Genomic DNA, 2,611 nt, shown 5'->3' with positions numbered 1-2,611 from the left:
GCTGGTGATCACCGACACCACCTCGAAACTGGCATCCCGCAGACTGGGCGGCAGGGTGTGATAACTGCCTTCCAGGCGCAACATCAAGCCCACAACCACGACTATCACCAGCACCAGAATCAGAAATGAGCGGGCTTCGATGTCTTCCCAGTAGTGCAGGGGCTTTCGCCGGTAGATGGCATAGTAATGAACACCGAAGTTCAGGGAAGCAAGCAGCATGAAAAGGATGGCGACACCTTCGATCTGGCTGCTGTGGAACCAGGAAAGACTGTCATCATGGGTCGAGAATCCGCCGGTGGAAACGGTGGACAGGCTGTGGGCGATGGCATCGAAAGGCTCCATGCCAAACAGCCAGTAGGCAAACGCACAGGCGGCGGTAAGAGAAAGATAGATCAGCCACAGCGCCCGCGCTGTACTCGCCAGCCGCGGGGTCATTTTCTCTTCTTTCATAGGACCTGGCGCTTCCGCCCGATACAGCTGCATGCCGCCGATACCCAGCATGGGCAGCACAGCGATACCCAGCACGATCAGGCCCATGCCCCCCATCCACTGCAGTTCCTGGCGGAAAAACAGCACGGAGCGCGGTAATGCATCCAGCCCGGTCAGTATGGTGGCGCCGGTCGTGGTAATGGCAGATGCCGACTCGAACAGGGCTTCCAGCGGACTGATGTTCAAGGCCATGAACAACGGCCAGGCGCCCATGAGGCTCAGCAGTCCCCAGAACATGGCAACGATCAGAAAACCATCCCTGCGGCTGATACGCAACGAGTTCCGTCGTCCCGGAAACCACAGCAGGATACCCAGAATCAGGGTGACTGCCATGGGCAATGCAAAATTGCTGCTCACATCTTCACCGTACCAGAGCCCCACCAGCAGAGGAATGCTCAGGGACAGGCTGAAAATCGAGGCCAGCAGCCCGGAGGTACGGGTGACAACGATCAGTTGCATGATTCTTGGTTCCTTGCGGACATAGTCGCAAAGCATAGCGCCTGAAAGAAGCAGCAACAAGCCGTCACCTTGACCCCGGTCAGGAAAACAAACCAAAACTTATTGGCCCACTGCATGGTGCGCATGGAGGTGCGTTCATTTGCAATGACCGACGGGTAAAACCCATGGAAGATTTTCTCAGATCCTGCCAAACTGCAAAAACCAAGCAATTTTGTAGGATAATTGGCTTTCGACTGACATTTGTTAATGAAGCCACTCCGGATACTGGGCAAAATACCGTTTTTTCGGAAAGTCTGATTCAATTTGGAGTTTCCTTTACGAACTTTAAGTTTCACAACGAGGAGAGAAGCAAATGAAAACTAGGATTCTGATTTCCACGATACTTGCGGCAGGTATCGCCCTGCCCGCCATGGCTGGTGAACAGGAAAACGTCATGGAAGCCCGCAAGGTCATCAAGCAATTTGCCACCCAGCTTAAGGGCGAGCTGAAAAAGGCAATGAAAGAAGGTGGCCCGGTGAATGCCATCAGCGTCTGCAATGACAAGGCACCCAAGATAACCGACAGCGTGAGCGCCAGCAGCGGCTGGACCATCGCCCGCACCAGCCTCAAGCCCCGCGCCACTGCCAACAGCCCCCTGCCCTGGGAGCGCAAGGTCATGGAAGAGTTCGAGGCGAAAAAAGCTGCCGGCGCCGATCCAAAAACCCTGGACTATTCCGACGTGGTCGAAGAGAACGGCAAAAAGGTGTTCCGTTACATGAAAGCCATCCCCACGGGCAAAGTCTGCCTGAACTGTCATGGTGGTGATAACGTCAAACCTGAAGTCGTCATGCGTCTGAAATCACTGTACCCCTCAGACCGGGCACGGGGTTTCAAGGAAGGCGACATCCGCGGTGCATTCGTGGTGAAGAAAACCCTCTGATGCCAGGTTAATAAAAATATGTCGATGGGGTTGCAGTTCCCGCTGCAACCCCGTCAAAAACATGACCTGGGCGGCAGAATACCCCAATAACACCGGATTCGAAAAAACATTGTGCTAGCATTCGAGCAGGCTATGCAAATGTGATTGTGGTGAATTCAGGTGCAAAACAGGTTCGATATCTATTTTTCCGGTGAAGTGCTGGAAGGCCGGGATAGCCAGGAAGTCAAAGCAGCGGTCGGCAAACTGTCCAGGCTTTCCGGCGCCAGGCTGGATACCCTGTTCTCGGGTCAGACCAGGCGCATCAAGAAAGACCTGAATGTGGAGCAGGCGGGACATTTCCGCGAGGTCTTCCGCAAGGCAGGCGCGGCGGTACAGATCGTTCCCGCGGGTCAGAAGCCTCCGGTTGCCCCGGCGGGCAAATCCACTGCAACACAACCGGAACCGCCTTCAGGCCTGAAGCTCGCGCCCATTGGCGCCGAACTCAATACCGAACCACGCGAAGTGGAAAACGATACCGTGGCACAGTCCCCCCGGCCTGAACCCAACCTGGAACTCGCTCCTATCGGCCCCGTCCCCGGCGACAAGCCCCCAGCTGAAGCAGACATCGACACCGGGGATTTACAGGCAGCACCTGCCGCCAGTGGTTCACTGGAAGAGTTTGTGGTGCAAAAAGAACCCGTACCCCTGCCGGATATCAGTGGTCTGGAGCTGGTGAAGGACGACAAGCCCATTCAGGCTCTCTCG

The 2,611-nt window shown here is 55.7% G+C and carries 3 protein-coding genes; 2 read left to right on the top strand and 1 reads right to left on the bottom strand.

The window, feature by feature from the left end; genetic code table 11:
• Positions 1–948: potassium transporter TrkG (locus ACOCD2_RS16465; protein WP_293652359.1), on the bottom strand; the 948-nt coding region annotated here is incomplete at its 3' end.
• Between the two features lie 352 nt (positions 949–1,300).
• Between ACOCD2_RS16465 and ACOCD2_RS16460 the strand changes: the two genes are divergently transcribed.
• Both ACOCD2_RS16460 and ACOCD2_RS16455 read left to right on the top strand, forming a co-directional pair.
• Positions 1,301–1,867 carry a Tll0287-like domain-containing protein gene (locus ACOCD2_RS16460; protein ID WP_293648374.1) on the top strand — a complete coding sequence of 189 codons (567 nt, stop codon included), beginning with the start codon at positions 1,301–1,303 and terminating at the stop codon, positions 1,865–1,867.
• Positions 1,868–2,026: 159 nt separating this feature from the next.
• The coding region (locus ACOCD2_RS16455) for a hypothetical protein (RefSeq protein WP_293674869.1) at positions 2,027–2,611 on the top strand (585 nt) is incomplete at its 3' end.

It is taken from the genome of Thiolapillus sp. (assembly GCF_048562965.1).
In the GTDB taxonomy this organism is placed as follows: domain Bacteria; phylum Pseudomonadota; class Gammaproteobacteria; order Chromatiales; family Chromatiaceae; genus Thiolapillus; species Thiolapillus brandeum_A.
Note: the sequence above shows the minus strand (reverse complement) of the source record. Positions and strands in the feature narration are given on the sequence as shown.

Bases quoted from the DNA above. Each gene is read 5' to 3' on its own strand.
- ACOCD2_RS16460 (WP_293648374.1), top strand. From the start codon at position 1,301: ATGAAAACTAGGATTCTGATTTCCACGATACTTGCGGCAGGTATCGCC.